The sequence below is a fragment of the Pseudomonas sp. CBS genome (genome assembly GCF_024734645.1).
Classification (GTDB): Bacteria; Pseudomonadota; Gammaproteobacteria; order Pseudomonadales; family Pseudomonadaceae; genus Aquipseudomonas.
The window spans coordinates 453,727-480,230 of sequence record NZ_CP102929.1 but is presented as its reverse complement, the minus strand read 5'-3'; the positions used below and the strand labels follow the sequence as shown (position 1 = coordinate 480,230).

General features: G+C 53.6%; 14 protein-coding genes and 2 pseudogenes. 7 read left to right on the top strand and 9 right to left on the bottom strand.

The features are described 5' to 3' along the window. The first annotated feature begins 164 nt into the window (after positions 1-164). Together NVB75_RS02190 and NVB75_RS33205 are read left to right on the top strand one after the other, a co-directional pair. The gene (locus tag NVB75_RS02190; protein ID WP_258345725.1) at positions 165-746 is read left to right on the top strand and encodes an OmpA family protein; all 582 of its coding nucleotides are present in this window, start codon (positions 165-167) and stop codon (positions 744-746) included. Positions 747-1,062: 316 nt separating this feature from the next. Then, a pseudogene (locus NVB75_RS33205) lies at positions 1,063-1,234 on the top strand (toxin YhaV); the annotation flags it as partial. A 253-nt stretch (positions 1,235-1,487) separates the two neighbouring features. Here NVB75_RS33205 and NVB75_RS02185 read toward each other — a convergent pair. The 4 genes from NVB75_RS02185 to NVB75_RS02170 form a co-directional block, all read right to left on the bottom strand. Beyond that, positions 1,488-3,257 (bottom strand): alkaline phosphatase family protein, encoded by a 1,770-nt coding sequence (locus tag NVB75_RS02185; RefSeq protein WP_258345724.1) that lies wholly within the window; start codon positions 3,255-3,257, stop codon positions 1,488-1,490. A gap of 5 nt (positions 3,258-3,262) precedes the next feature. Then, the gene (locus NVB75_RS02180) at positions 3,263-3,919 is read right to left on the bottom strand and encodes a hypothetical protein (protein ID WP_258345722.1); all 657 of its coding nucleotides are present in this window, start codon (positions 3,917-3,919) and stop codon (positions 3,263-3,265) included. Beyond that, complete coding sequence (locus NVB75_RS02175; protein ID WP_258345721.1) at positions 3,862-4,386, bottom strand: DUF4062 domain-containing protein; 525 nt, start codon at positions 4,384-4,386, stop codon at positions 3,862-3,864. The genes NVB75_RS02180 and NVB75_RS02175 overlap by 58 nt, the downstream gene beginning before the upstream one ends. 118 nt (positions 4,387-4,504) lie before the next feature. Continuing rightward, positions 4,505-7,444 carry a DEAD/DEAH box helicase gene (locus NVB75_RS02170; protein WP_258345720.1) on the bottom strand — a complete coding sequence of 980 codons (2,940 nt, stop codon included), beginning with the start codon at positions 7,442-7,444 and terminating at the stop codon, positions 4,505-4,507. Positions 7,445-7,602: 158 nt separating this feature from the next. Here NVB75_RS02170 and NVB75_RS02165 point away from each other — a divergent pair, with 158 nt between their 5' ends. The 3 genes from NVB75_RS02165 (at position 7,603) to NVB75_RS02155 (ending at position 14,734) form a co-directional block, all read left to right on the top strand. Next, positions 7,603-13,569: an ATP-binding protein gene (locus tag NVB75_RS02165; protein WP_258345719.1), complete on the top strand. Its 5,967-nt coding sequence runs from the start codon at positions 7,603-7,605 to the stop codon at positions 13,567-13,569. A 515-nt stretch (positions 13,570-14,084) separates the two neighbouring features. Beyond that, positions 14,085-14,375 (top strand): type II toxin-antitoxin system ParD family antitoxin, encoded by a 291-nt coding sequence (locus NVB75_RS02160; protein WP_258345718.1) that lies wholly within the window; start codon positions 14,085-14,087, stop codon positions 14,373-14,375. Between the two features lie 2 nt (positions 14,376-14,377). After that, positions 14,378-14,734, top strand: coding sequence for a type II toxin-antitoxin system RelE/ParE family toxin (locus NVB75_RS02155; RefSeq protein ID WP_223496635.1), 357 nt, complete (start codon positions 14,378-14,380; stop codon positions 14,732-14,734). A 207-nt stretch (positions 14,735-14,941) separates the two neighbouring features. On the opposite strand, the gene NVB75_RS33200 is transcribed toward NVB75_RS02155, so the two are convergent. Beyond that, on the bottom strand, positions 14,942-15,100 hold the full coding sequence (locus NVB75_RS33200) for an integrase arm-type DNA-binding domain-containing protein (RefSeq protein ID WP_375378907.1): 159 nt from the start codon (positions 15,098-15,100) through the stop codon (positions 14,942-14,944). A 394-nt stretch (positions 15,101-15,494) separates the two neighbouring features. Here NVB75_RS33200 and NVB75_RS02150 point away from each other — a divergent pair, with 394 nt between their 5' ends. Continuing rightward, positions 15,495-15,875, top strand: coding sequence for a hypothetical protein (locus tag NVB75_RS02150; RefSeq protein WP_223496637.1), 381 nt, complete (start codon positions 15,495-15,497; stop codon positions 15,873-15,875). Between the two features lie 467 nt (positions 15,876-16,342). Here NVB75_RS02150 and NVB75_RS02145 read toward each other — a convergent pair. The 4 genes and pseudogenes from NVB75_RS02145 to NVB75_RS02130 form a co-directional block, all read right to left on the bottom strand. Beyond that, positions 16,343-16,441 (bottom strand): annotated as a pseudogene (locus NVB75_RS02145) (hypothetical protein); the annotation flags it as partial. 142 nt (positions 16,442-16,583) lie between these two features. After that, positions 16,584-19,118, bottom strand: a complete 2,535-nt coding sequence (locus tag NVB75_RS02140) for a hypothetical protein (RefSeq protein WP_223496638.1) — start codon at positions 19,116-19,118, stop codon at positions 16,584-16,586. Beyond that, the gene (locus NVB75_RS02135) at positions 19,111-20,754 is read right to left on the bottom strand and encodes a hypothetical protein (RefSeq protein ID WP_258345715.1); all 1,644 of its coding nucleotides are present in this window, start codon (positions 20,752-20,754) and stop codon (positions 19,111-19,113) included. The genes NVB75_RS02140 and NVB75_RS02135 overlap by 8 nt, the downstream gene beginning before the upstream one ends. A 227-nt stretch (positions 20,755-20,981) precedes the next feature. Further along, the gene (locus NVB75_RS02130; RefSeq protein WP_223496642.1) at positions 20,982-23,186 is read right to left on the bottom strand and encodes a patatin-like phospholipase family protein; all 2,205 of its coding nucleotides are present in this window, start codon (positions 23,184-23,186) and stop codon (positions 20,982-20,984) included. Between the two features lie 508 nt (positions 23,187-23,694). Between NVB75_RS02130 and NVB75_RS02125 the strand changes: the two genes are divergently transcribed. Beyond that, positions 23,695-26,427 (top strand): hypothetical protein, encoded by a 2,733-nt coding sequence (locus NVB75_RS02125; RefSeq protein ID WP_258345713.1) that lies wholly within the window; start codon positions 23,695-23,697, stop codon positions 26,425-26,427. The last annotated feature ends 77 nt before the right edge of the window (positions 26,428-26,504 follow it).

Genomic DNA, 26,504 nt, shown 5'->3' with positions numbered 1-26,504 from the left:
TGGCTTTCAACCACCCATGGAGCTCCATTCACTTCCAGTGGATTGCTACACTGGGGGCATATTTGAGGGCATGCTCTGGATAGCTTGAAAAGGATGGGACCTCCCCCCTTTATGGAACCTGCTAACCTACGCCAACATGAGTGCGATAATACCGGGGAGCGTCGATGCCGAAAAAATCCAGATCTATAAGCCATAGCCCCGTTGTGTGGGCATCGGCTTTAGTCATTGTGATTTTATTCACAGCGGTAGCCTACAGAGTGGTTACACAATGTGAACCAAGCAGTTTTCAGTTGATGAAGTACATTCAGGTACAGCTAGGCGGGTGTAAGCGAGAAGACCTAGGCGTTATCAAGCCGAAGTCACCGAAATGGATCATCTATTATCAATACGGGAAAGTTGCAACGAACGCATCAGCATTCGTCGGACTCGAGGATGCTATCAAGTGGTACAAGGAAAACCCTGGGAACGATATCTTGATTGAGGGGCACTCTTCGTTAGAAGAAATTGATGCTGTGGAGGCAAATGCTAACGGAGAGTCGATCGCAGATGTGGCCCAACGTATCTCTCAGTTACGCGCTGCAGCGGTGAGAGACTATCTCGTACAGCGAGGCGTGGCGAGCGGCTCAGTATCAAGCATTGGATATGGATTATCTAAGCCACTGCCAATGCACCAGGAAGACTTTGAAGCAAGTAATCGCAGAGCTGAAATCCTGATGCGCGATAAAGAAGACCTCCGCATTCACTGATGGGCTGTAACACTTATAGTATAGTTTATGTATTCGTATATTTTTATGATCAATTTCCTTTTTTTCATAACTATCTACAGTCTGTGCCGAAGTACTTATTGGCGATGAGGTTTAATTTTTTTCCAAAAATGGCTCTCGGCAGGGCAAGGTTATAAACGGTCAACTCCGTCGGTGCATTCCTGGATTTGCTGGAAGCTAATATCCTATGCGGACGCGACCTCACGACCCTGCAGAACGAACTGATGCAAACCATGCCCGCCAACGCGGACCACGGCGTAAATGGAGACGATGAGATCCACGGTTAGGTCGCGATCTGATGCTGCGAAATGGCTGGACACTGTTGCTCCATGGAGGTGTGACTTTACAGCTACGCAAACTGTAAAAAGTAGCCGCCCGGGCCTTCGCAAGGTTTTGAAAGCAACGCCAACGTGAAGCTGTTTCGGGCATTGAGCCATCTGATTATTGAGGCTGTGCCAGCCGCACCCGGGCCGTGATGAGGAACGCCACCGCAAGTTCAGTTGACCGGATCAGTCCCGTAGAAATTGTAAAAAATCTCTGCAATATCATTCGCTAAGGCCTCAATGGCTACTCAAGGTCGCACATGTTCACAGACCGAACACTTGGCCATATTGCATTGATCACAAATACGCTGCGGAAGAAAGATACCCCGCACAGCCATCACATACAACTTCTACGCTGCCTTTCACATCATGCCCCTTGAAAACTCCCACCTGAGGACCACTATTTCTGAGCCGGATGCACCGCCTGCAGATGATTGGAAAAACCTACCTCAGTTTCACAACGCCAGGTCGCCCACAGCTTGCAACCGGTCTCGCCTCCCATATCCAATTCAAACGCCAACCAGTTCCGGGCCGGCATCACATACCGATTAAAACCGGGGAACAACATCATCTCGACACAGTGCTGCACATCAATGGATTGGACCTTGCTGGCTGTATGGTTCAGCAACTGAAGAAAAAGGCGTTCGGCCACTCCAATCAACGACGGATGCACCACACCTGACGAAGTAAATTGCTGAATCTGCGCCCAGTTCGACGTCGGTGGAATATCCCGACGATAGCAACTGCCCCACGCCGCGACATGCACGTCCCCAGAAGCAATGGATACACGCAGCATTCTCTGCTCAGCAATACGAGTCAGCGACTCCAGGAGTCGCTTACGCTCCCCCTCGTGATCCCCGTGCGACCAATGATCCTTAAGGTCATCAGCATTACTGTCGAGCACATGATCCTGCCCAAACGTATCGAGCAACCCTTCAGCCAGCGACAATTTGGGGTGCGCGACCGGAACCGAGGACATGAAGATCAAGTGCTGACATTTGCTTCCAGGATGAGCAGGCTTACCGTCACGGAGCGTGTTGAGCCAAGCCTGCATAGCAGTCCAGGTATCGGCCCCCAGTACCTGGGTACGTGAACGCTCAGTGCGCAGATCAGCAACAAACAACGATACCGGCCCCAAGTGATAGCCGAAACTAAAGCCCGGCTGACCATCCAAGAGCGGCAAGGCCAATCGATCTCCCTTTAATCGGGCACTCCATAGCATCGGCTCATACTGTGGATCCTGCTGGGAAACGTTTGCACGCTGGAGCAATTGCAACGGCGGCAAATCATCAAGGGCATGCTGCAACTGAAACACCCAGAACGCCCTACGCGCATGACGCATCAACACCTGGAATAACTCACAGTGCTGCATAGCCGGGCTGTAGGACCCCCAACCGTCGAAGATGTCGTGGTCGTCCCACATCATCACCGTAGGGATTCTCGCCATCGCATCAGCGGCATCAAGGTTCGGTTTGGGGTGCCCCCAGTCACGCCGCGTATCTGGCAGCCAACGATTGGCATAGAGCCCGAAATAGTAGGACTCGATCTCTTTCTCCAGCGCCACGCTTACCTTGAACGCCAATTGCTCCTTGCGCGACAGTCCGACCCATTTCTTGAGGGACTTCACATCCTCCCAAATCGAGTCAAAGTAAATTTGGTCGCCCCCCATCAGCAGCAATTGGAACCGCTTCAAGCCCTTGTCATGAATTCGTCCTTCATGCCAAAGCTGTTCCTTGTCCAGCACGTAACCTGCAGCACGCAAGTCACTGTCATGATTGCTGATCAGGTCAGCCCAGACGGCGTTTTCAGGGCGCACCAACTTGCGCATCCCACTAGGGTCCGAAAAGCCATTGCAAGAGACGTAGGCCATTCTTGGGGCATAGTCTCGACCGGGAATGGAGAACTGCCATTGCGGCCCTCCCTGCCCTACACCAAACTGAACCGTTCGCTCCTGCGCCTGCTGATCACAGCTCAGGTCGTAACGAAGGATGGTTTCTTTCGGACGCTCCAGCAAAACCTTCGGCGTCGGACAAGCTTGGCCGTCGACAGAAAGAACAGGAAATGCGGCGCCAGCTACAACTCCGACTAACGCGGCCACCTGCCACTGCCCGGTTTTGCTGATGCCTCGGAAGGACAACACGGGCCCCACAGTAAAAAGTGCTTTTGACATCCCTGTTATCTCCCTTCCAGTTCGGCGGCAATAACTTTGACAATCTTGGCACGTGAAGCGGCTCTCTTGGCCAGAATCTGCGCTTCACCTGTTTGATCCAACCATTCCCTAAAACGCTGAAGCGCGTGGCGCGTTTGCGACGCGTCGCGACAGTTGGCCAGGAAGGCAAACTGTACTTTCTGTACATCATCAGCGACAAAAATACCGAAGGAACCGCTGACAACCGTAGCATCAGGAAAGCCTAGCAACGCAGTGGCCTGAGTCTCTGTCGCGCCACGGTGACAGGCGATTAAATGCAATGGCCCTTCTGCACCTTTCAACAGATCAGCATGCTCATGGTCACGTAGAAAAGGCTTACCCACCAGCTCACGCGCAGCAGCAACCGTGAACGCAGCCGGGATTGCATGGACAAACACAACGACATTCACTCCAGCAATTGGAACGATGGCGAACGCTTCGCTAACAGGGTCTTTGCCACCACTGAGCGCCTGCAGTAACACGGTTTCCATCGCTCGTTTGCGCTGACGGAAGTCCATCCGTGTCCAATCCAGCGCCTGGCCCATATCGAAACGGCTCGAAGCAGCGGCGGCTACACCACGCTGGGTCAGAACAACCAACGTATCAAGAAGCGCTTCCTGAACTCGTGTACGTAGTTGATCCACAGTAGAGACCAGTCCCCCCTAAAAGGCGTCTGCTGTGCAATAAACGCCTGGAAGCGCTGGTTACGTGCTGCCTCAGCTTCCCGGCCATCGTCTACTGGGAGATTTGGCATAGCGATGAAGCGCACCTTCCCCCGAGTGGTGGCGAGCCCCTCCATGTACTCCGCATGGCAAATACCAATGTCGCCGTCACCATTGGCCCAGCCGGCATTGCCGTTGGACAGCACTAGTAGCACATCGCAATCCCTCACGGCTTGCAAACAGGTGTCCCAACTGTCCTGTATTCCGTCCGCAGGAGGTGCATCTTCGTTAATCCAAACTTCAAATACCTGTTTGCCAAATAGCTTCGTGCCCTCTATCTCACGTTTGAGTTGCTCTCGGATATTGCTGAGCGTTTGATCGCTGTCCGCGGGAAAGCGATCGTTACAACGACTGGACAGCATTACTTTGATTCTCTTTGACTGGGCCATCCTTGCTCCTGCCCCACTTCCGAGGCCTCAAAATTCTTTGATCAATGAATAACTTCGCGCCCTATCTCCAGATTCACCTGGCCAAGAAGCCGGAGGCAATATGGTACCCCCCTTTCTGTTATGCACTGGTTACGACACGGACATCTGAACCAGACACGTTCTTAATGTAGGAGTAACTGGTGCCGAGGACAGCAAGCTGATCAGCGGAGATTTTCGCTGCTGAAATGGCAGGCTGTACGATCACAAATCTGAAAATCATCTCGTGGTCGTGGCACTTGTTGCGAAGCAGCTCCAAATCTATTGGGTCACCCTTGAGAATTCTGTCAAACCCTTTCGGCAGCGATTGCTGGTACCGCCCCATCAATCGATTGAAGAATTTTTCCTCGGTGTGAAGCCACTTCACTGATCGTGATGCCTGGCCGCAGACCTCGTAGACATCGTTCACACGAGCGCCAGGTCGAGCCTCGCCATCTTTTTGGGGGCAATACTTGCAGTGGTAAAGGTCGACAAAGATTGCGTCCTTGCTCTCTTTGATCGCCACCAAATCCGCAATCTCACCTGCGCCATCATCGTTAAAAATGAATGCATAGTCGTCCTTGATTCGGCCGTAAGTGAACCCTTGGACGGTGTCCAGGTTACGAGCTGCCCTCATGGACTCGCTGTGGATCTGGGTGGTCCCCCAGTCCCAAGCCTCAATCAGCCCTATAGGAAGCTTCAAGTCCAAGCTATTGGGTGTGTAGAACCGGTAATTGCCCTCGACCATCGAACCGTCCACGGCTAGTAGTACCAAAGGGTTCGCATCCAGGTACTGCTCGAACGAGCTCTCTTCAGCGAAAATGATCTTGACCCCAGGACAGGAGAATTTGTAGCTGTCGTTCAGTAACCGTATCGTGATGTCAGGCAGCTGACGCTCCGTGCCATCTACTGCAAAGGCGATGACGGGCACTTCTAGTGCCAGGTCATCGCTCCGCCGAGGCTTTCCAAGCTCGACATCAAGCAGGTTGAAAATCTCACCGTTGAGCGCTAGCGAAATTTTCTGCTCGTTTTCGATCGCAATGGACTCAGGCCAATCGGCATAGAAAAGACCCGTTGGCCAGGCCCCTTCGATCTTCTCCGAGCGAATCACATCCTTGAGCACTTCAGAAGGGTTGATCGTGGCATCGTTGAGTTTATGCGAGGTACGTTTGCACCACTCAATCCAGTAAATGATGCTGGAAGAGTTCATCTCCCAGATTTTTCCCTTGTGAGAGCAGCCAACGGTGGTGCGCTGTCCATCTTCGTAGCCCGTCGCGAAGATGTTGGACTTCTTCGCCGTGCCGTTCTCGATTTCACTGATGACGGTATTGATGTCGCGCCCGACGTGCATCGTGAATCTCAGATCCTTGCGTGTCCTGGACAGCCCTACGTTCTGCAGCTTCATGAGCTTGATGTCGTGCAGAGTTCGGAATGTGGGCTCGCCGTTGATTCGCCTGGCATCTTTTGCAATCAAATGCAAAAACCGCGTGGTTTGCGACTCATCACCGGATGAGTGAATGAAGAGCGTCTTGTCGGGCGCGTGGTAGTAAGCCAGGTACAGAATCCAGTTCGTGTCCACAATCGCCGAGGTCTGAGCCCATCCGACAGGTGTTTCTCGGCGCGTCACCATGATGATGGTGTCTGAATCGTCGTTGATGGAAAGGAACTGCAGCGGTTCCTTCTTCTGCGAGAAGTGATTCGCTTTCTCTGGCCGCCACTGGTCGCGCTCCACATGGTAGGCGATCGCACTGATCTTGGGGTTGGGGTTCAACCCGAAGATGTCCTCTGAGTCTGCATCATCCGGAAACTGTTCAGTGAACGTCTCTTTTTCGATTTCGCGGGCGATCTTGTCTTGACTCACGTCTCGAATCACGGCGCTCCAGTCGGCACTTTCCTTGTAAAGCACTGCCATCTGGTAATCGACTTTCTGGTTGGCAATGTTCGAGACGAATTTGGCGTCGCCTAGCGTGTCATCAACCCGGGTTAGCCGACCGATAAACTGTAGCGTGACTGCCGGACTGCGATGCTGGTCGTGAATAGCCGCGATTTTCAGCTCTGGCAGGTCGAAGCCTTCGCCCAGCATGTCCACGCAGACGATGATCTTGTATTTCTTCTCTACAATTTCAACCAGCAGCTTGACCCGATTCGGCACCTTGCTGTGGATGAGAATGGGTGAGAGGTCTTCATGTTTTTTGTAGAGCTCAAACAGGGCTTCAGCACGTTTTTGCGATCGTGCACGTACCATCAGTAGGTGGTTAAAGCCTTGCTCTCGATCGCCGCGCAACAACTCTACCGCTTTATCAGCAACCACTTGGTCAGCCAACTCGAGGTTGTATTCGCGCACTGGGTGAAATTCGATCGACTTGAAGTAGCCATCGATCTGCGCATCCTTCAACGGGTAGTTGTAGATAATCTTGCCTTCAAGGGGCTGATTGTCCTCCCTGAAAGGCGTAGCAGTGAACTGCAGGCATGGCTTCTCTTTAAACGCGGTTTTCACCCGCCCCCATGTCATGGCGGCCACATGATGGGTTTCATCGATGATCAGGTGGCTGCAGAGCTCAGCCAAGGCTTGGAGGGACTCTGTGTCGAATCGCTGCAATGCTTGCGGGGTAGCGACAATTACATTCGCCTCGGCAAGCTGTTGTACATCTTCAGCAGACATTCCTGAGCCGATCGCCCTCACCACAGGGTTAAGTGCTGTGACAGAAACAGCGCCGATCTCCCGAAGTTTTTTCAGCCCGAGGCATTTTTCGACAAGCTGGGAACGCAAGGCATCTGACGGGACGAGCACCAATGTCCTTGCCAACCGCCCTGCGATAAGCAGACCAAGCATGGTATCGGTCTTGCCGGTACCCGTTGGCATCACGATCGTTGCGGTCATGGCCGGAGACATAACCAGGTGGCCCAGTGAAGCGTATAGGGCGGCAAGCTGAGGCTTACGCAAGCCTGGCGTATTGGTTTCCCGGACTGCCAGGTTGAAGTTAAAGAGGTGTTGCTGCCAGCTTTGATAAACGTCTAAGTACTTCCCTGTAGCATCGGACATTGCATTCACCAAATTGAATGTGAAAATCAGCGCTGATCATTCAGTGGCCACATGCTATCAGTGAACATCATCTCAGGTGTACCCTGAAAAGCAGAGTTCCGCAGCGGGCTAGATAAGGTGTGCCAACCCCAATTCGATACGGACAGTCGCGAGGCAACATGACGGATTCAACATCAACCATGCCCCCCGGTGAGGGCGAACGTAATGCACAGCGTGGTTTCGTTCAACAGTACCGATCTGGCGCAGCTGCGATCTACGATGCACTAGATAAGGACCAATTGATTTGGATCGGCTTAGCTGATCGCAGCGCAGGCATTGCGGATGACCTAGTACTCGGTCTACCGGGAAAGGTCGTGGGCCACCAGTTCAAAACCTCCACCTTCGCCAAGGCCTTCCAGATAGAGGCGTTGCTGCTTGGCGCAGAAGGAATGTTGCTCAAACTAGTGAAGGCTTGGGCGAACCTACATGACTCACACGCAGAAGCCCGTACGGAAATTCGTTTCGTAACCAACGATATCCCATCACAAGCTAACAACGATCACCTGCTCGCCGACAAAGATGACCACAGTGCCGCCTTTTTACAGGAGTTTGAGCTATATCATCACCGCACCCTAGCGGAATGGAGAGATACGCGCTGGCAACCTTTTATTGACAGGCTATCTGCAGCTTCTGGCCTCTCCGATGCAAACTTCGAAGCCTTCATGCACTCAGTACACTTCCTCACTGGATCGGCCTCTGACTTCATCTTGACCCATCGCCTGCGACCTGAAGTACATCCGCTAGTCGAGCAAATTGCCGAAAAGCTCCCTTCCCTGGTGGCTGATAAGCGCAACAAAGATCGGTGGAGCCGCGCTGAACTGCTCGCAGAGCTCGGCTGGTCAGACCGGTTCAAGGTACACCGTGCACACCAATTCCCGATCGGGGAACATGTACAACGTAATCGTGTGACCGAACAACAAATCCTCACTAGCATTCATCAGCACTCCCATGGCTATCTGGCGCTAATCGGTCCGCCGGGCACAGGGAAGTCAACGCTACTCCAATCCACCTTGAGTGCCGGTCCAACCTTGCAGCTGGTGCGATATCTCGCCTATATGCCAGGAGAAGGCCAAGGTATCGGTCGAGCGGAGGCAGAGGACTTCCTCGACGATCTCAGCACCCAACTGAGACAAATTGGCTTGCAAGGTCGCCGAGTGCGCAACAGCAATCTCCAGGAGAAGCAGCAAGAATTCGAGTACTTGCTTCATCAAGCTGGCACTCGCTTCAGTGATCATGGCATTCGTACGTTGATCATCGTTGACGGGCTTGATCATATCCCTAGAGAAGAGCAGCCTTCCCGCTCCCTGCTGGCAGAGCTACCGCTGCCTGAAGCCTTGCCACAAGGAGTGCTCATCCTCCTCGGCACTCAGCGACTTGAACTAAAAGGGCTCAAACCTCAGGTTCGACTACAAGCTGGACAAGTTGATCGCGCCACTGCGATCGCTCCTTTATCAGAAGATTCAATCACGCAGCTCGCACTAGAACTTGGTCTGGATGAATCAATTCCCCGCTCAAGCGTCTATGCGCTCTGCCAAGGACATCCGCTGGTTGCGCGGTACTTAATAGAGGCCCTACGCCAAGCGGAACCAGCCACACAGGAAGCGTTGTTAAATGGGGCGTTCACGTTTGAAGGTAATATCGAGCGGGTCTACCAGTCTGCATGGAGGGAGATCGTAGACGATCCCGATGCCCGAAAGGTCATCGACTTCATAGCGCACGCAGAGGGCCCTATCCCGCCAGAACTATTGGCCATGGCCACATCTGAACATGCGGTAGAGACCGCACTGAGGGCCACTAGCCACTTGTTAAGCCAGACGACACATGGCTGGAGCGTATTCCATAACAGCTTCCGCCTATTCGTTCTGGAACGACCATCGCTCCGTTTTGGAAAGCCCAACCTAGACTATAGGCCTGCTATCTATCGCCGATTGGCTGAGCTCACTCACGCAGCCGAACCGAACAATCCCCAACGCTGGCTTGAACTAAGATACTTGGCACGTGCGGAGCGACATCGACAAGTGCTCGCACTGGCACAGCCATCTCGCTTTAGAGATCAACTCGCCGACGCACGCCCGGCAACTGACATCCATGCAGACATCCGCTTGGCCTTGATCTGTGCCAAGCACGAACCCGATGTATCCGCTGTGTTTCGTCTGCTCCTTGCCCGAGACGAAATAGGGCGACGCGCCTCGGCGATAGAAGATGCTCCCGCGATCATGGATGCACTGCTCGCATTGGGCGACATTGACGGGGTTCGAACGATGGCCGAGGGTCGTATCGGCGACCATTACAAGGCAATTGATGCACTTCTGGCCAATGATGACTTCGATGGGGCGAGAGCAATCTTCGACGGTGTTGACCCATTCTCCCAGGACTCACAGCCGATTCCTCACCATTCAGAACTACCCCATTGGTCACAGCGTGTCTTCCACTTTCGAGATCCTGAGCAGATAGAAACTTGCTTGGCACGTCTAGTTGCTAAGGACAACGGAGACGGATTGGATGCTGACGAGGTCTCTTCACTTCGATGCAGCATTGCTCGTGCGGCCATACTGGCCAACCCCGACAGTGACCCTCTGCAGGTCGCGAAGGAACTGGGTATTGATGAGGAGGACCTGCCATATTTACTCATCGAAGCCGCTGAACGCGCATACGATCGAGAACAACTCGACAATGCCCGTGCGCTAATACAGAGTGCTCATGAGCACCCTGCCTTCGCCACCATTGCTAACGGTACACGCAGGCAACTCGCATCACTATGCCTTCAGGTTGGCAACAGAGAACTCGCCAGCAATATATTCCAAGACTTGAAGCCACCATCCGTCGCCATGATGGACGATGCCATAGGTCTCGAGAACGCCCAACACATCATCCACGCAGCGATTCAACACGCCACCTTGGCCGCAGCACTAAGGCAGCCAATTCCTGCAACAGTAGCGTCGAAGAACCGCTTACTCCGCCCCCTCCAGCACCATGCCAACACAATTGGCACCTTGCTGGGGCGCGTGCAGTCTGGCCTAGAGACCGCGCCGGGGGAGGTCAGTAAGGCTGCCAAAGGAATGCTCAGCTTTCTTGTTAACGCCGGCCCGAGGGAAGGAAGCGAGTTCTACTTAGCACACCAGCTACGCGACCTTGATCCTGTGCTTAGCAGGATGATGATCCGAATTGCATCAATGAGTGGCGAACAAGAATTCACTGCCGTAGTTGGCCTATTTGATGCGTCATGCACTGATCGAATGGCTAACAACAAGCTAAACATTCCCTCCCGCATAGCCGTCATTGAAGAAGCGTATCGCAGCGACGGGAATGCAACAGCGGCCTTTGGCAGGCTTGAGGAACTACTCGGCAGGGTGCATGGCAACACCCCGCAGGAACACATCGATCTGATTGCAAGCATAGCGAAGGTATTCGCCGAAATTGGCAACCCCAAGCGCGCTCGCGAGCTGCTGGTACAGCTGCACTCCAACACACTTGGATATGCGCTGCCAGCGAAGAAGGATCCGCAGTACTCACTGTGGGGAGATCTGCTTGAGAGCTCAAACAGCCTAGACCCGACCGGCAGTGGCGAACGCATTCTATTGGTGCTGAAGCAACTTTCAGGCATGGCCCTCACGGAGGGCGACGGTGCAGCTTACCGCTTGGCGCCGCGAGTGGTAGTCGAAGCCGCAATTCACAGTTCGGCGCTCGGATACAAAGCAGTAAGACTACTCACTTCCAAAGGATTACTGAGTTGGGATTGTGCCATCAATGCGCTAATGATTGGCGTGGTACGTCGACGCCCAGAACTAGCTTCAGCCTGCTCTGTCACGTGGCGCTTCCTGGCACTTCCATTCTACTCAGAGCCTTTTTATAGCGAAGGGCAAACAGGCCAGCTCGTCCTCAAATCCGTGACCGCCGTTTCTCTTGAAGAGCTCAACACAGTCATTGATGTACTGCGTGATGGCATTGAGATCCACAGTACAACCAGTGCCCGCACTAGGCTACTTGAATGCCTGGCTACAGGACTGTCGCAAAGGGGTCTCAGCAATGAACGTGTCGACGATGCATTGCGCAGGTGGCGATCGGAGACACCCACCCCTGAGGATAGGGGCACGCCTGGCGAGTACGATGAAATTGCCTCACTAAGTCTGCTCGAAAACGAACTCAACAGCACTACGCAACCGAGCTATGACGCGGTGTCAGCATTCTCTCGCCTGCTGGACACCGCAACGCTGGCGGAAGCGGCAGCTTTCTTCGATCGCTGGCCAACCATCCAACGCGACTACCGTGCTCGCTATACCTTGATTGATCGAGCGATTGCAGAAGATGATAAAACGCTGGCAAGAGATCTGATTAATAGCAGGCAGGTCGATGAGGACGAGCGATCTGGTTGGAGCTATTGGCAAGGTGCCGCCAAGCTGAAGTACTTCAAGGCTCTCGTAACTCTGGACGGCCCCGAGGTACATCACGCCGCATACCTGGACTTGGTCGATGAGCTTGTGACATCCCCAGGCAACTCCTCCCCGATTTTGTTTGATACGAAGGATGTCTTCTCAACGATCTGCGCAGAACCTGACTGGGTTGCCATGTGGGAGATCTTGGCTGAGCAACTTGCGTCAACCAGAGAACACGCAGTCGCTGAATTCGAATTGCCAGAGGACGCGCCTGAGGATGACTCGGATCTGATTGCCAGACTTTTTCTCTGGGCATTTGAGCTTTCTGCAATTGAATTAACACAACTCGCACGTGCCGGCGCCCTGCAACTGACGACGGTACATCTGGGCCGAGAATCGTTCACACGCCTGGTACACAACCTTCTCAATGGTGATTCGGATGAACCAGCAGAAGCTCTTCAGCTGCTTTTCCGCGACGAAGAAGCCATTGCCGTCGATTGGGTCGAACGAGTACTACCATTAGCAAACGCTAAAGACTATGTCGTAGCTTCTTTTGCTGGCTCTCTGCTTGATCGTTGGGGGTGCGACTGGGCGATCTCGGCGCAAAAGTTGCCGTTCCACTACCACTTGCAGATGGCTACAAATGGAAAAGTGAGCTCCGCATCTCGTCTCACGAACCCATCATCTGGTGCGATGCTCGTGAACGATCCATTGGGCTGGACCGAGCTTTTCCCAACCCAGGTCAGGGGCCTAGCACGATCAGGAATTCCAGAGACAACTATTCGATATCGCTGCGCATCCCTGATTGAATCTTGGGGTGGGCTGGAGAAATTTGGTCAAAGAGAGACTGAGCGAAGGCTATCTGAGCTTGAACGGCTAAACCTGCGAATTACCTACTCTAAGCCTCATATTGTTGCCGCCCTCAGGGCCCTCCGTCATGTCACCGGGGAATTCCGTCTTTCAGGGTTGCTGGAACCTCAGGCTACTCCGCAGTTGTTGTATGGAATGAACTATCAAGTCGACCTTCCTCCGCTCAAGGGCCCGATGGGGCGGCCAGCTTTCATTCCCCGACCAACCGCACACCGTGATGCTGGCTTGCAGTCGGGAGAGGCAAAATGGCTGGATGAGATTGAGGTGGATCTCTCGCCACTAAACGATGACGGGGACTCCGTTATCGCAGAAATCACTCATTTTTATTGGCGTCTCATCAGACAAAATCTTGAGATGACACGTGCTCGCGCTCCGTTCTATGTCGAGGAAGCTCATTGGGCAAGCACGGGACGCGCCCTTCCCCCGGCACTGTGGATTGACGGCGTATGCGCTCTAGACGAACCATCAGAGAGCATTGTCCGCCGCCTCTCCATCAGCGGAATCCCAACTTACCCTGATGATGTGCTGGTATTGTGCCCTGAATGGCTGCACCACCTAGAATGGCGGCATGATCCGGGCAATTGGATGCACTATCTCGACAGGAACGGTGTCTGTGTCGCACGACTTATCTGGTGGCGTGATGGTGCCCCTCAGGACGTAAACCAAGATCAGTTCTGGGGCGAAGGTGTCGCCCTCTTAGCAACACGAGAGGGACGAAGCGCATTGGAGGGTGTTGCCGGCCCTCTGAACATTGGTGTCCACTCACGTAGATCGGCAGATGGTACGAGACCCTCTGAGCGTCGCATGAGCCGAGTTGAGCAACAATGTTCGAACATCAGTTAGCGTAATCACCCTCAAGGCGCCCTAATCAGGTGCCTTTTCACGAGGGGGTCAATCAACAATGATTGGCTCCCAGCTCAAGGCTCACCACTCCTCTTCGCGAAAATCAGTCACTGCAGTTTTCTGCCGCCCTAGAGCGCTATCTGAATCGCCTCTGATTTTCTATACTTTTTCTAAGGTCTGCTTCTGGTCGCTGTCACCCACACCAAGCCAGTTCGTAGACTTACATCGCGCGTGTCTTGGGACGTCCGCCCTCCACCGCGGCACTGCAAATGTTCGGGGAGCCTGCCCGTCCCATCAAGCAAGGCTTGGCCAAACTGAAGGCCCAAGTCCACACTAATCAAGATGTCTACTACCCCCCTGCGCCAGCCTTTTTTTGACGTTGTGCGCATGGAGCAAAGAACGACCCCGTACGACGAATTTCGTCAGATCCAAACCTCAAACCATGTGCTCGCAAGCAAAATGGCATAATATGCCAATGAGTGGAAGAAACCTCTTACCGAAAGCTGGAGCTCATTATGGCAACGAGAAACGTTGTGCTCTCCCCTCACCAGGAACAGGTTATCCAGGACCTAGTGCAGTCCGGCCGGTATCAGAATGCCAGCGAAGTGATGAGAGAAGGTTTGCGTCTATTAGAACAGCGCGTCGCCGAAGACACCGCCAAAATTGAGGCCCTGCGTCAGGCGACCTCGATCGGCATCATGGACCTTGAGCACGGGCGCTTCACTCAGTTGAACGAAGGGGATCTGGATCACTACCTCGAGGACTTGAGCCTGGAGGCCACCCTCCCCGCGCGTGAGAAACACTGAGCATGCCGCAGTATCGGATTTCCAACGCGGCGCGCGCCGACATTGTCGACATCCTCAGGCTCTCCCAGACGCAGTTCGGCGATCAAGCACGCCAGCGTTACCAGGCGCTGATCCTCGCGGCGCTGCAAGCTATTGCCGGCACGCCTTATCGCATTGGCAGCCACGACCGTGATGAGATTGCACCTGGCCTTCGCAGCTATCACCTCATCTATTCACGCCAGCAGGCCAACCCCCCTCATGGGACGGTCAAAAGACCACGCCATATCGTGTTCTATCGTGTGGCAAACGACGACGTGATCGAGGTCGTCCGACTCCTTCATGACGCCATGGAAGTGCAACTGCACCTGCCCAACGACTGATCACCGACCTAGCCCAAAGGCTTAACTGGCCATGAACAGCGAAGGTAAGGCGCCCCCTTTGCATCTCAACCTGAGCACCCTCGCTGTCAGCCGACTCGGCGGCCAATTGAAGCGGGAGGTTCTGGTTCCGACCGGGCTATCGAGACCCACGACAAGAAACACAATGTTCAACTTTACGTACCACTTTCAATACTGAACAACCGCTTCTTAGGCGTTTTCCGTGGCCAGGCGCCTAGCATCATGTTCCAGCTGCCGATGGACACGCGGATCGATGCCCCTAGCGACCAGCGCCCTTGCAACATTACGCAGAGCACGAGCATCTCGCGAGTCAATTTCAGGATAGGTGCTGAGAGACAGGCCCGACAACTCCGCTTAAGGATATCGAATCATTACCCATACGCAGAGTGCTCATTGCCGTCGGAGCAGTCTGAGCGCTTGCTGGGTTGATGTCGCAGTGGCTGACACAGGCATCGCTTGCAGGACAACCGTCGCCCCATGATCACGCCGGTTTTCAAAAGCCCGTAAGGGCCCTTCTACCCCCGAAGATTGAAAATCCAAACGACCAACAAGTACTAACTGAATATCAATCATTCATAGGTTGGAGCGATCTGAAATCGGCGTTGAGGTACGTGGAGCCCGCACAGCAGTTCGGCGGGCTAGCCAAGAAATTGGAAGGTTCCGCTTAACCTCTTGAGCTTCCTGGCGTTCCAACCATTTTTCATCTATGAAATGAGTACCGTAGGCAAACCAAGGAAGTGGTATGGAACTGGTTACCGTTGCATGCATCGCGCTCAACCGTATTGGCTCTGCCAACTCAGCAGGATTCGGCTTCGGAAGGCATCGCAGGCAGCAGTTTTTCACCGAAGTGATTGACGACGACCTGGACACTCTCCGCCAGAAAGTGATTGAGGTTGCAGAGGCAAATGGAGAGAGGGAGGGAGCACTTCACAACCTGACGCGTGCTCAAAACCTAGGCTTTCCACCCGGCCAGATAGTGTTCGACGTCCAAGGAATATCCACTCAATACAGTGCCCCCTACGCCGCTTGTGTTGTTTTCCCCGCCCTCAAGGTGGCTGGTCGTTTCTTCAAACCTGAAGAGGTGGCTGAGAGCGGGATGATCCTTCATATTTCTTCCAGCTAAGTACGCGAGGCGCGCCTGGGAGCCCTATCAGCGCCGTAATGGCGGCTAGGTAGATACCGGCTTTCGCGTCAGCTCCCTTCCGGCGGTCAATCTCTGCATCGAAAAGACGGCATGACTCGTCCAGCACCACGTCGCTATCTGTCGACCAATCCCCCGCCTGAACAGACGCAGCAATGCCCTGCGTCCATTCCACATCTTCAGCCTGCTGACTAGGCGACAACGGGATGAGGGTCGGCCATGCCCAATGAAGCCAGTCTTTAAGTTTGAGCAATGGCGTTCACCGTCAGCTCGTCTACGATTGCAGCGGCGATTGGGTAACTAGCGCACCTCGGTCTGCTCAGTCCCGGTGAGCGTTGGCACAAACAATCTAGATGGATAGAGATTGCAGGGATCCCATGCGATCAAAATCAATCCGACCGGCTAAAGGTAATGACCACGACTGCTTGTCAAGCAGTTGATCGATAGGCAACCACGCGCACCGGATTGGTATCGCTGATGTAGTCGTTGAGGATTTTGGGAAGGAAGGTGCTTTGACCTCGGTGTTCAGCCTGGATAAACCGTTTCATGGGTTTCCCTTGCGATGAATTTCTCAGAAATCATAGAAGGGTGGTTTGTCCGGGCGTTTTTACACACTCTGGGACGAAAGCAGACACTGAATTACTTGTTGCCAAATGACTCAGCCCCTAAAAATTCAGCCGTTTCTTTCAATTATTGATTAGCCACCATTGCAACCACGCGTTCCCGCGTAAATTTCCAAGTCCGGCCAAAATCCCAAAACCCCACCGCCCCCTGCGAAACCTCAACAACCACCCGTAGCCCATCGAACAAACCTTTTACTCGACAATACCCACCCACCTTCAACTCGTCACACTCGTGTGCGCCTGCTGACCAAGTGGTTCCAAAAGCCATATGCCGCGTTAACCACTTTTCCGCCCGCAATGAAGCAACCGGAGTGTTCTTGATGGTTCGTTCGATACTGTCATGCAGTGCCGTACTCGCTTGCCCATCAGCGGCGATAGCCGGCATGAGCGCCAAAAACAAAGCGTTGGCTTGCAACTTGGGAGTCCTTTCGTAGTAATCCCAGATCGGATTGAAATGATCTGTCAGCTCGTCCCCCAGGTCCCACGCAAGCCAAACCAGCAACGCCCTCAACTGGATCGTCTCTTCAGCAGAATCACCAGCAGCCTCGTCGATCGCCTCAAGCAATCTTGTTTCCGATCCCAGTAGATACTTCAGGCTTCCATCAAGAAGCTCGCGGCGGTCATCCTCTTCGACTAACGATTGCCCAGTGGCCGCCCAACGGTTCAACTGGTCTAAATGGCGCAGTTCTCGGATCAGAGCCAACACTGCTATCAACTGAATTGGAGCTACAAGCTGGCGTGACTCATCCCTACTCGCCAGCTCCAATTGTGCGATCATTTTCCTGCACAACGATCGAGCCTTCTTCGAGACTATGTACGCAATGTCGGTATCTGATAGCTCGGGTTCCTCGGCAGGCAGCTCATCGTCATTCTCAGACAGTTCATCCTCCTGCCCCACCTGCTCTTCTTCGGTTCGTCCGGCGTGATCGACTCCATTGCCTTGCGCCTCTAGCCCTTCATTCAAACGTCGCAACAACACATCGATCAAAAAGGCCAAATCACCGGACTTCAAGAGCTTCGGTTTCGGCTTGCCGTTGTCCATGTCACTGATGCTGATTGCCAAGGAATCCGGCGGTAATACTCCGCCAGCGCTATCCAGTCTTGCACGATGTTCACGGACAGCCTCCTCAATCTCGCGATCAGTCTGTTCAGCAAAAATGACTCGATCAACAGTGGCAATGAGCTTAGCAATATTGGCATCACTCGATCCTAATTCGTTAAGCGCTGAACGAATCTGCTCACGCCTGGAAGAATGTGCAGCCGTCTCAATCACCGAGGGATGCAGAATCATTGCACGAGCAATAGGACAACCATCCTCCTCAAGAAGACAGGACCGAATGTACGTAGACTTGACTGTTGTTCTGAACGCGATCTCCTGGTCGCTACAGTCGACCACATAGACTCGATCCAATACTTCGCCGTTAGTATCAAGCAATACAGCAGCGGTTACATTGCGGTCAGTTCCGCGGGCAGCAATGCATATCTGCCCCTGAGGACCGGAAACACCTGAAAGGATCGGCAGCCCTTCTTCTTGGCAGGTTGTCTCTTGCAGCAAATTTCGCTGACGAATCTGGACGAATGCCTCTTCATCCAGTCCAGGCAAATCAAACAGCCGGCTCGTCAATGTGAACTCTGCGGTCTCACGAGCCAGGTCACCTCGCCGCAACAGAACGGCTTCAACGTTACCAACCCCTTCGCCACCCATCCAAGCTGGACGACTGGGGTTCGCACTACCACTTACAAACACGTCGCCGGCAGAATGATCGCATTCAAAGTAAAAAACCTTCGCATGCAGATAGCGAATCTGAGGCCCCCACAACTTACTCACATCAACATGCCGCACGCCTTGGACGTCACAAGCGCCCGGATGCTGCACCGTCTCGAGGTCAATGCCGACTACAATCTCAGCTTCAGGCCAGCGACGATTCAGTTCCTGAATTAGAAGCAGTTTGGAATCAAAGAATGCCCCCAAAACTGCGATCCTCCTCACCGGTGCGGTGAGATGCTCAGCAACCTGGTCTATGAGTGAACGAGAGCCAGCGCCCTGCCCTAGCAAAGTCGACTGGTAGACTAATGATTTAGGGATTAAAGGTGTGACGAAGCGACTGATCGCCAATGCCGATTCCATAATCGGCGCCGGCACCTTGCCATGCTCCAAACTGATCCACTCTCGAAGCATTTGCCAGAGCGATCTGAGGATGGCGGCTCCCTCACCATCCTTCACGCCTCCCACTTCAATCCAATTGGTAATCTCGCGATTAATGCCCAGTCCGGACAGCGTAAGGTTATGACTACCAATCAAGATCGAGGCTTTCTTCGCCCCTAGCAGCAGGCAGACTTTTGGGTGGAAGGCGCCACTTACCCCGATAGGCAAAAGCGTGTAGGCATATCCAGCCGAACGAGGTCGGGTGGCCTGACTCGCCCAAGCAACGGCACATTGCTGGCGATCCATCAGCACCACATTGTATCGACATCCCGCACTCACTAGCTTCCGCAGCAACACCTCCTCGTAAAACGGCAGTGTCGCGTTGTAGGTGGTGATCAGGGAAGCTTCATACCCTCCTCGCTTGATCACCTCCAGAATCGAAACGCCTTCAGACACTGGCCACCTCCATCAGACGTCTACCCGGATCGGTGAGTCGTGTCTTACCTCCATCACGAGTCAACAGCCCCAGGTCTCGCAAGATGCGTACTGCCTGCCTGAATCTCGGTGTGGTCTGAGTGGGCACTGGAACGTGAACGCAGGCAACCTCCACCCCAAGCTCCGATGGGTGAAGCTGGAACGTTGATCGACCTGACTGCCTGAGCTTGCGCAGCGCCACACGTAGATGAGTATTCATGCACCAAAGCATCAAATCGCTCGTCACTTGCCGTACTGACATCGCCTGCCAATCAGCGCCACGATGACGGAAGCTAACCAAATTAATCGGGTAATCCCGCAACGAATCCGCAGTAATCACCAAGCCTGAATAGGGCTGCTTCGTCAAATCATCGCGAGCAACGAGCATAGCCAATAGCTCAAGGCTTCTGGCGAGTAATAGCGGGACTACCGCGCCACCACGCCAACCAGCAATTAACTGCTTGCCGAGTTGAATTTCATGTCCCATTTCTCCCCAATCAGCTAAATCTGGCCCCAGCACGCTCGCGTGCTCTACAAGGTCTGCAAAGGTCTCGTACTCGAGCTCATTCAAGACTTCATCCATCTTTTCAGAGCCAACAAACCAGTCAGAGAAGGCTTCAATCGAGCCGAACTTCCCTCGCTCATCGGACGTCTGTGGCTGTAGCTCCGTTAAACAAATCGAGAGGATGGTCTGAAACGCCACTGATAGAAGATCGTTGCGCACGTAGACGACCCAATGCGCACAGGTATTCTGCAGCGTCTGAGGGATAGTCCAGGGCAGCCCTCCGGGCAATACGCCGGTGTAGGCGCAAGCACGAAAAACCTCTTCATAGAGATCCTCGTCACCCGGAAGAGCATTCGCCAGTTGCAGGATCAGTGCCAAGCTCCGGCGGCGCTGCTCGCCCTCCTCCCCATACCGAACTTTTCCATCGAAAAAGATATCTGTCAGGTGCTGGCACTCCGCGGGACTTGAAGGGATGTTGCAAGCGCAAAAACCACTGAGTTCATCCAGATCCGCCAGCGTGATCTCGTCACCTTCAACCTTCTCCCAGAAAAGCTTTCCTGCAACGTTTGTATCGAAGTCTCGCGCCAGTAGACTGCCGTATTCCGTGCTGTACTTGGCCCATGAGGTTGTAGACGACTGCATAATCATCAGATTGGCCAAGGTGCCTGCGTAGTACTGAGAAAGCCCTCCCAATCTATTTACAAAATACCGGTCCACCGAGTCTGCGGTCGTTGCATACTGAGATAAACGTAGAGACACCCCAGCCCTCAGGCGAGTCAATGCTGTAATGAGCTTGTTGCGGCCAACCATCGCAATGCCATGTCGTTCATCATCTTGATCACCAACCTGCGAGTGCCGCTCGGCAATCAGCGTGAACAGGCAGTCCGCTCGCCGGAAATGCTCAACAAAATGTGTAGGATTGTCTTTCGAATAGCGCTGGTCGTATGACCAAACCAGCCAAGGATAGAAAGAGTAGTAACGTGCCCGATCGGTAACGTTAGTGATGCCTGGCAGCAACTGGCCATAAATCATTCCACAGGGCGCCTGCGTGCCTAGGTGATCGATCCCTGTACTCGCGGAAGGCGGCTTCAACCACCCGGTGGTAAGTTTCATTGACGTTTAATCCTTCAGGACGCCGGATAGCTTTTCGGATTGTCACCGACATAGTCGGCATAGCGCCATTCAAAAATAACAAGGATGTTCCGTTGAAGTTGGTATGGGATGACATTTAAATTGAAATCAAATCTAACAGGTTGGTTCCGTGCTAAAGAGCTTCAACATACGAAATTTCACGGTCTATCTTTCTGAGGCCAATATACGCAGCGATGGCAATTACACGCTCACACCGCTCGCCGAAATCCACTGCACTGCCCCTTGACGCCAGCCTTGGGCGTAAAAAATATTGATCCTTTATTAGCTCGCACATGCTCGACCGGCCTGTTGGTCTGATAGGCCAGTTCTGTGTTGAACAAGTTCAAATCAACGTTGCCCTGCGCATCGAACAGCGCACCAACACGCCCAGTGTAATAAGCCGCTAAATCCCGCATCGCTCCATACATCCAGGGTGAGGAATCCACGGTCATCGCGACTGTGCCGTATTGCGGAAAGTGCGGGCAGTCGTCTTTAGCCATGCCTGAAGTACCGGGCCCATTTTTTCGTATGAACCCATACATTTCACAGGAGGCAGGCTCGGCGTTTGTCCACATCGGGCTCTCAACATCTGAAATTGGTTTGGTACAAGCATCACTCAGCGCCGTAGCGCAGCGGCCTATGTCTTTGGAACAAGCCTCTGAGATATGACGCAACGAGCGAACGACCGCCTCGCTACCTATCGCTGGCTTTATAACGAACAGCCTGGCGAAGTATTTTCCTCGCGCCGTCTCCTCCGCGCTCGGCTCAACGCAAGCGCCACCATCAACCGGACTTTCGACAATGCACCCAAGCAGAACAGGGTGGCGCCAATTGTAAATATCGTACGCGTGTGTAGGCTCCCCCTTTTCGGTACAGACCTCATCAAAGCCTTTAAGACCTGGCAGCCGAAGCGAAAGTCCTTGCCCACGTATCTGCGTTTTCAGGCGGCAGACATCATGCATGTTGCCACCGCGATCCTCTGCATGATCGGAGATAATAATGTTGGGCACTCCACGTCGGATCAATGCGTAAGCGCCAAGGTTTTCAGACTGACCGCCATCTGAAAGGTGTATGAAGGTTGAGTCCTTGGGAGCCTTCAGACGGTCAACGTAATAAAGCGGGAGCGGCAGTGCCATATGACCAAAATAGGCAAAGTCCTGCACGTTCGGATTTCGGTATGAACTCCCCCAGTTCAAGGTCGACACCTTCATGCCGCCCGCTGCGAGGTTCCTCCAGGGGATACTCATCTCACCCTTTTGTTGGTCATCGAAGAAGGCCGCCGATGAAACAACCGCTTCAGTAGGCGTAATACCTTCAAGTTCACCTTCTTTGTAACCGTATAAGCCTGACCCGAATCCATACGGTGTGAACTCGAAGGATGTAAAGCGCAAATCGGATTGTCCACCAACATCGAGAACAGACCGATCCTCTCCTGCGGTGGTATTGATGATCCACATCGGAGCGCCCTTCTCTTCGTACATGCGCCGTATGTCTTTGAACGTCAGTTGACGCGCCTTCTTGATATCACCTTCACGACGTATCTCGCCGTTCGCGAGCAGTGGCTTCACACACCCAACGTCCTGACAGAGCGGCGGACTCGCCCCATATGTACGTGCTATGCCTTTGGCATACGCACGCTGAGTAGACGACACATTCCACTGCCAATCGAAGACGATGTTGGGAATGAGATTGATGACTGCCGAGGCTACCAACAGGACAGAGTTTTCCACGATCTCGTTGTTGATGCTGCCATCCTCGTCAGTGGTGTCGTAATTGAATGACCGAGCGCCGAACATATTGCGCCCGGTGCTGAAGAGATCCTGATAGGCACGAATGTAGTTTTGGTATCGATAGGGATCATTGAGATCCTTCGCGCCTGGCGCAGTGGAAGGAACCTTTTGTTCATAGTTGGTGAAGTTTTCAGGGGGGCATCGCCGAGGATTCAGAGGATGTTCTTTAAACATTTCGACGTATCGAGAAGGGAAGCAGTCCGCGAAAAATGGGTTCAACCGCGCAGGATCGAATTTCCCAGGGGCTCTGAATTCGTCCCCTGTATCCAGAACCAATCGCGAGTAGTACCAGTAGCCTGCGTAACCTCCTCCAGAGACAGTGGACAGGATATCGACCTTTTCCATAAGCCCCGTGGTGTGCATCCCTTGAAGCACCCCCATCGCAAAACTGGAAGCTTTGGTTCCTCCCCCTGCCAATGCCAAGCCCAGGTTTGGAGGTGCTCTCCTCCCTGCCCCTTCTCGTTCGTTACGAAATAAGTAATCAATATGGGCGGGCTCGAAATAGCCGCTTTTGAGCTCATAGGCCGCATTTTTCTTCAACCAGTCATCTTGCGTCGGAACCGCAGCACACCCGGACAGGAGAATGAAATACAACGGAACGTAGACGCTAGGGACTTTGCTCATTGCGGTAAGCATCCTTCCATGGGGGATGCGAAGAGCATAGATGAAAGTTTGCGTCGTAAACTGAGCGAAAGGACGTAAAAAATAAGCAAGGGTAAGGCGTCCCTCTACATCTCAACCTGAGTGCCCTCGATGACAGCCGACTTGGCGGCCAATTGAAGTGCTACGCTCTCGGTATGCCCGTGCGACAGTGCCCTCGCAATATCATGCAGAGCACGCGCATCTCACGAGTCAATTTCAGGATAGACGCGGAAAGGCCCGATAACTCCGCTTAAGGATAGCGGCTCATTACCCACATCCTCTTTCGCACGACCAAGTAATCTCCAGAATCGTCTCTACAATAGCTCTCTTAGTGAGCCGCACTAGCGCCATAGAGAGCCGGGCACGCGTGATAACTTCACGATCAGCCTGTCAGGTCTCCTTCTCACAAGCAGTCGACTGGACAGTCCGTAGATCCGCGAGGCTGCAGGTATTACTTTTTTCTTTTGCCCCATTCTGAGCTCGGGTGACCATGGAATATCAAAAACGCACTCTCTACATCAATCAGCTGGCCAGGGAAATCAGCTTGATCGGTCAACCGTTCGAGATTTTTGGCGGTTTGTTTTTGAGGCTGGTGCTCAACATACCGGTTGGATCTCAGGGCGTTAACGCAGCTGGCTTTCCTGTAGCAGGGGTGGTGGATGGCGTGTCAGCCGACGGGTTAATCGCGGCTGAATATTCTGCGGAGAAGTGTTACTTCACTTCCTCCATGGCCAAAGCACGCAAAGATCTGGAGCACGTGCTACGCAAAGCCTCCAGTGCCCGGGAAATCTATCTCGTCGCCGGCAGCAAGAAACGTCCTCAGATCGCTAAAAAATTTGTTGATGACGTGATGGCTTCTTCCCAAATGAAGGGGCGGACACTTCACATGCTAGGAGCGGAAGAGATAGCAACCAGCATCGTCGACCAAGGGCTGCTGAGTGACGACATCGTCCTCAAGATGAGCGCATATTTGCCATCGCTAGCAAAGTTTGCAGATGAGGAAGCAGCACAAGCTTTAGTGCCTATTCCTGACGACCGCCGGCTGTCCAGACCCGAAGTAGATAGACATCTGGACGAGCTTTTGTCCCTGCAAAAATGCATCGTCATTTCGGGGATGGGTGGAACTGGCAAGTCAGACACTGCTGCTGCACTCGCACATCGCAACCGAGATCAATATCAGACAGTGATCTGGCTTTCTGGGGCAGAGGTTCCGACCGTTGAAAAACTCTCTGCTGTAGCCATCAGCAGGATTGGTGAACTGCGTAATGTTGCGGGCCTTCTGAAGCACCAGCGCTGCCTGCTGATTATTGACGATGCCAATGAAGAACTCAGGATCGAAAGCCTTACAACGTTCTGCGCTCCAGGCTCGAACATCGTTCTCACGAGGCGCAAGAGCTTGGACGGTGCCTACCAGCTCCCACTGATGAGTCGAGGTGAGGCATTGACCTTGGTGAACAGAGACGTCGAACACTGCCCGCCCGGGGTGTTCCAGAAAATCTGGAAAGCAGTCGGCGGACACGCGTTAACCATCAATCTCATCAACGCGGCAGTTGCCGAGGGCACGACCTGGGACGACATCGAACTTGATTGTCGTGCCCCGGGGATCCTGGACTCCAATGGACAGACGCTGGCCGACATACTGCTGGGCAGATTGCGGGCCGTAGTTCAATCGCCATTGTCAGTCTTTGAGTGGGCGGACCAACCCAATGTGGATGCTGAATTGCTCAAAACGCTGACAGCGCCCAGCGTGATTCGGCTGGTGCAGAAGCACGGTTTAGTCGCAGCTGATCGTCCCAACGTCGTCCGGCTGCACGACGTCGTTTTTAACAGTCTGAGTGTTCAGCCATGGTGGGGCGATCAACAGCGCGCGCCCATCACTGAAAAGGTCTGCAATTATTTAGGGCATACTGCTACCAAAACAGGCCTCTCCTTCTGGTCTGCTGCAGCGAATCTTCATCAACGTATCCAGCATTTGGTAACAAACGGTGAACGTCACCCAGCGCTCATCTACGCTCTTGCTTTGGTCTGGTCACCCGCAGAAGTAGAGCCCGCGCTTCTGGGAGATCCGGTCAAGCTGGCGGCTCTTGTCAGGGCTCGCACTTCCCCTACCCCGGTCATTACAACAATGGCCCTCTTGGAAACCATCGAGAAGCTGTATCTGCACGAGAAGATCCGCGGGGAGGATCACGCCAAAGATCAACTGGCCCTTCGACTGATGATGTTTGACGACCTGGAAAGCGCTCCTGGACTGACTTCGAAGCAGCGCTCAGAGATTCTTCACCACAAAGGCAAAGCCCTGAACCGACTCGACAGAAAGAACGAAGCTCTCCATATCTTTCGATCCATCATGGCCGGCGAGCATCCGCTTGCCGAAAGTGAAGTTCAGATCATGAGACTGCTCAGACTCCGCTCTGCCGAAGAAAAGGACGAGGCCTCACAAATAGTTGAGCGCATCCTGAGCGCCGCGGAGTCTGCTGAACCCGTGTCGCATTCGGTGTTCTTCGCTGCCGTTGAGCATGCCGTTTGGCTCGGACGTGGCGACTTGCTCCTGCGCTATGAGCCCATTGTCGAAAAATGGCTTGTTGAGGCGGCGCTTCGTGAGATGTCTCAAGCTGTACAGACGCTTTCGTCGATCGCGCGCTTTCTGTCTCGGGAAGCCCCCCTGTTTCTAAGCCGACTGCTGGAAAGGATTCCACGCCCACTGATCGATGACATTCCTCAATCTGACAAGCGCTTCGATTGGGGCGATATCCTTCTGGAGGCATCACGCACTGCAGGCGAATCCGCGTCCAGAATGCAGTCGGAAGCGCTTGTGTATTTTGAGAGCCTAAACCCCAAGCCTTTCCACCAGCAACGGCATGCCGAGCTTTTACTGCTGATGAACAGACCTGTAGAAGCCAAGCAACTGCTGGAGACCAGAGAAGATTTGGCATCAGCCTCATTCGTGCAACGACTCATGGCGCTGGCAGAGCACCAGATGGGCAACTCCACACAGGCCCTGTCCTGGATGTCGAAAGCGCTCGAAAACCTTGAGCCTAAAAATGAGAAGTTCCGCTCCGTTTTCCATGAACACCAATTCGACTTCATGTCAGCGATTACAGGGGAAAACCCTGAGCCTGAGCTCATAAAATCAATAGCCCTGAGTCAGGAAGGGCACGAGCAGGAACGCCTCAAACTCAAGCTCGCGAAGTATCAGGAGCAAGTCAAAGGCGCATCGACCTGAAGCGTCGCGTACTGCTTACACTCGATCGCCGATTTCGTACAGTGCCGTGGAGGGGATTCGATTGATGCCCAAGCCCC